This is a genomic window from Nostoc sp. NMS4 (genome assembly GCF_017115095.1).
GTDB lineage: Bacteria > Cyanobacteriota > Cyanobacteriia > Cyanobacteriales > Nostocaceae > Nostoc.
The window spans coordinates 1-2,829 of the sequence record NZ_JABXKI010000142.1 but is presented as its reverse complement, the minus strand read 5'-3'; the positions used below and the strand labels follow the sequence as shown (position 1 = coordinate 2,829).

Below are 2,829 nucleotides of genomic sequence, written 5' to 3'. Positions count from 1 at the left end.
TAGCATCACCAAGGTTAGCATGACTGATGTTAGCTCTACTTAGATTTGCACTGCTCAAGTCAATTCCATAGAGATTAGCACGACTTAGGTCAACTCCTGAAAAGTCTCTCTCACCTGCGGCGTAGCGTTTGAGTAATTCATCTCGGTTCATAAGAGCCATAACTTCGTTAAGCTTTGCTAACGCTAAATTTATTTTATAATACAAATATACTATTGAGTAAACAGATTACACACACCACCAGCTAAATTAGACTTATCACTAAATTCTTTAACTCCCATGCTAGAAAAAACATCTACATTCCAGAAAGCCATAGAAGCAGTAGAAGCATTAGATCCAGAAGCTCAGGCTATTCTTGTAGATATTATCCAAAAGCGCCTCAAACAACAGCGACGGGATGACTTATTAAAAGAAGTCGCGCAAGCAGAGAGTGATTATGCTCAAGGTAATGTCCGGCGTGGTTCAGTTGCAGATTTGATGGCGGAGTTAGACGAGTGAAAAATTTGGTTTGGAGTCCGACTTTTATTCGTGCTTTTAAACGTCTAGTCAAGAAAAATCCTGAGTTACGTTCTCAAATTCAACAAGTATTACAAAAAATAGCTGAAGACCCATTTCAAGTCAGTTTACGTAGTCACAAGCTAAAAAGTAATTCATCGGGTAAATACTCCTCTTCAATTGATTATCAGAATCGGATTTTATTTAAATTTGTTACAAATCCTGATTCAGGAGAAGAAGAAATTTTATTGCTAACTTTAGGTTCTCACGATGACGTTTACTAAATTCACCATTATTTTTGACTAAGGCAAGCTTAATAATTAGAAAATAAGTACAGATTTTAGATGAATACCCAAACAACAACCCAACTACCCATTCCCCCGCATTTTAACCCCGATAAAGTCGGCGATGTCTGGCGCGTACCTTACCAAGAACGTGCCGCCGAAGCTGAAATCTGGGCAAAACAACACGATATCAAACCAGCATCTTTAGATAAAACCAGCATTTGCTTACTATTAATTGATGTCCAAAACACCTTCTGTATCCCTGGATTTGAATTATTTGTTGGTGGGAAATCTGGTAATGCGGCGGTGGATGATAACATCAGATTGTGTGAGTTTATCTATCGTAATTTGGGAATCATCACGAAAATTGTACCAACTCTAGATACTCACACCGCAACGCAAATCTTCCATCCGATATTTTGGGTGAACGCCGCCGGAGAACACCCCACTCCAGCAGCGACTAGCATCACACCAACAGATATTGAACAAGGTACTTGGAAAGTTAACCCCGCAGTTGCTAACAGTGTTACTAATGGGGATTATGAATTATTAGAAAAACACGCTTACCATTACCTTAAAAAACTTAGTCAAGATGGGAAATATCCCCTCACTGTTTGGCCTTATCATTCTATGTTGGGCGGTATCGGTCATGCTCTAGTTTCATCGGTAGAAGAAGCGATATTTTTCCACGGCATTGTGCGTCAGAGTCAAACGCAATTTGAAATTAAAGGCGAAAATCCTTTAACAGAAAACTATTCCATCTTACGTCCAGAAGTGTTAGAAGATTTTGAAAAACGTCCGCTTGCCCAAAAGAACACACGGCTGATTAAACAACTTTTAGAATATGATGCAGTAATTATTGGTGGTCAAGCTAAAAGTCACTGTGTCGCTTGGACAATTGACGATTTATTAACAGAAATTAAACAGGTAGATGCTAACCTTACTCAAAAAATCTATCTATTAGAAGATTGCACTTCCCCCGTTTTTGTTCCCGGTGTTGTGGACTACACAGAACAGGCAGATGCAGCCTTTAAAAGGTTTGCAGAGGCAGGAATGCACATCGTAAAATCTAGCGAATTTGGGAATTGGGCATAGCGATGCCTTCGGCGGCAAGCTACGGAACTGGTACTCATTTGAGGAAGAACTAGGAGGAAGTTTACTCTCAATTGCTTCACGAGTGTTGAACCTTTTAGAATTTCAGGTTCGTCACAATCTAGATAAAAATAAAGAAAAACTTGCTGGACTTTATGTTGGTAATCCCAAACGAGAAACTCCACGACCTACCTCTGAAATACTTCTTGCCGCATTTAAAGAGATTACACTGCTATTGATTGAGGTTAAAAATGAAGTTTATGCTCACTTGACGGTTCTTTCTCCCTTACAGCAGCGTATTCTTGTTTTACTCGGCTTTCAAATCAGTATTTATACTCAACTTGATGGTCAATCTTTTACCCCTGAATAGCCTTTCTTCTAACTCCCAAAAAAATGAGCGAACCGGAAGTCATAACTCTTGTACAGACGCGATGAATCGCGTCTCTATTCCTAACTTATTTTGACGCGAGTTGCTCTATTAACATTACCACTTTCGGCATCACGGACTTTTTTGCTTCGCCACAGTAAAATAATTGGTGTGCCTTTAAATCCTAGCTGTTGACGAAATTGCCGTTCAATGTAGCGACGGTAGTTGTCGTTGAAGCGTTTGGAGTCGTTGACAAATAGAGCGATCGTTGGTGGTTGGCTACTAACTTGTGTACCATAATAAATCTTGCCCTGACGACCACCACGAGATGCTGGCGGTGAATGCCAACTGACGGCATCTGTTAAAACTTCGTTAATAACTGATGTGCTGACACGGCGTTTGTGTGATTCAGCCGCCGTTTTCACCAATTCTAAAATCTTTTCTACCCGTTGTCCTGACAAGGCACTTACAAAAATTGTTTCTGCCCATTCGGTAAAATGTAACCGTGATTGCAGAGTTTTTTCGTAGTCGTAGATTGTGTAAGAGTCTTTTTCGACAGCATCCCACTTATTAACGACGATGATGCAAGCTCG

Annotated in this window: 4 protein-coding genes and 2 pseudogenes; 4 read left to right on the top strand and 2 right to left on the bottom strand. The window is 40.0% G+C overall.

Annotation, left to right across the window (positions count from 1 at the left end; translation table 11 throughout):
• On the bottom strand, positions 1-151 hold a 151-nt coding region (locus HWQ37_RS11750), incomplete at its 3' end, for a pentapeptide repeat-containing protein (protein WP_292747289.1).
• Between the two features lie 126 nt (positions 152-277).
• Here HWQ37_RS11750 and HWQ37_RS11745 point away from each other — a divergent pair.
• The 4 genes and pseudogenes from HWQ37_RS11745 to HWQ37_RS11730 form a co-directional block, all read left to right on the top strand.
• A complete protein-coding gene (locus HWQ37_RS11745; protein ID WP_292747286.1) occupies positions 278-496 on the top strand; it encodes a hypothetical protein in 219 nt (72 codons plus the stop codon).
• Entirely contained in the window at positions 493-777 is a 285-nt protein-coding gene (locus HWQ37_RS11740; protein ID WP_292747283.1) for a type II toxin-antitoxin system RelE/ParE family toxin, read from the top strand. Before HWQ37_RS11745 ends, HWQ37_RS11740 begins: the two co-directional genes overlap by 4 nt.
• A gap of 60 nt (positions 778-837) precedes the next feature.
• Positions 838-1,872, top strand: a complete 1,035-nt coding sequence (locus tag HWQ37_RS11735) for a cysteine hydrolase family protein (protein ID WP_292747280.1) — start codon at positions 838-840, stop codon at positions 1,870-1,872.
• 61 nt (positions 1,873-1,933) lie between these two features.
• Positions 1,934-2,239, top strand: a pseudogene (locus tag HWQ37_RS11730) (IS1634 family transposase); the annotation flags it as partial.
• Positions 2,240-2,319: 80 nt separating this feature from the next.
• On the opposite strand, the pseudogene HWQ37_RS11725 reads toward HWQ37_RS11730, so the two are convergent.
• Positions 2,320-2,829, bottom strand: a pseudogene (locus HWQ37_RS11725) (ribosome biogenesis GTPase Der); the annotation flags it as partial.

Bases quoted from the DNA above. Each gene is read 5' to 3' on its own strand.
- HWQ37_RS11735 (WP_292747280.1), top strand. From the start codon at position 838: ATGAATACCCAAACAACAACCCAACTACCCATTCCCCCGCATTTTAAC.
- HWQ37_RS11745 (WP_292747286.1), top strand. From the start codon at position 278: ATGCTAGAAAAAACATCTACATTCCAGAAAGCCATAGAAGCAGTAGAA.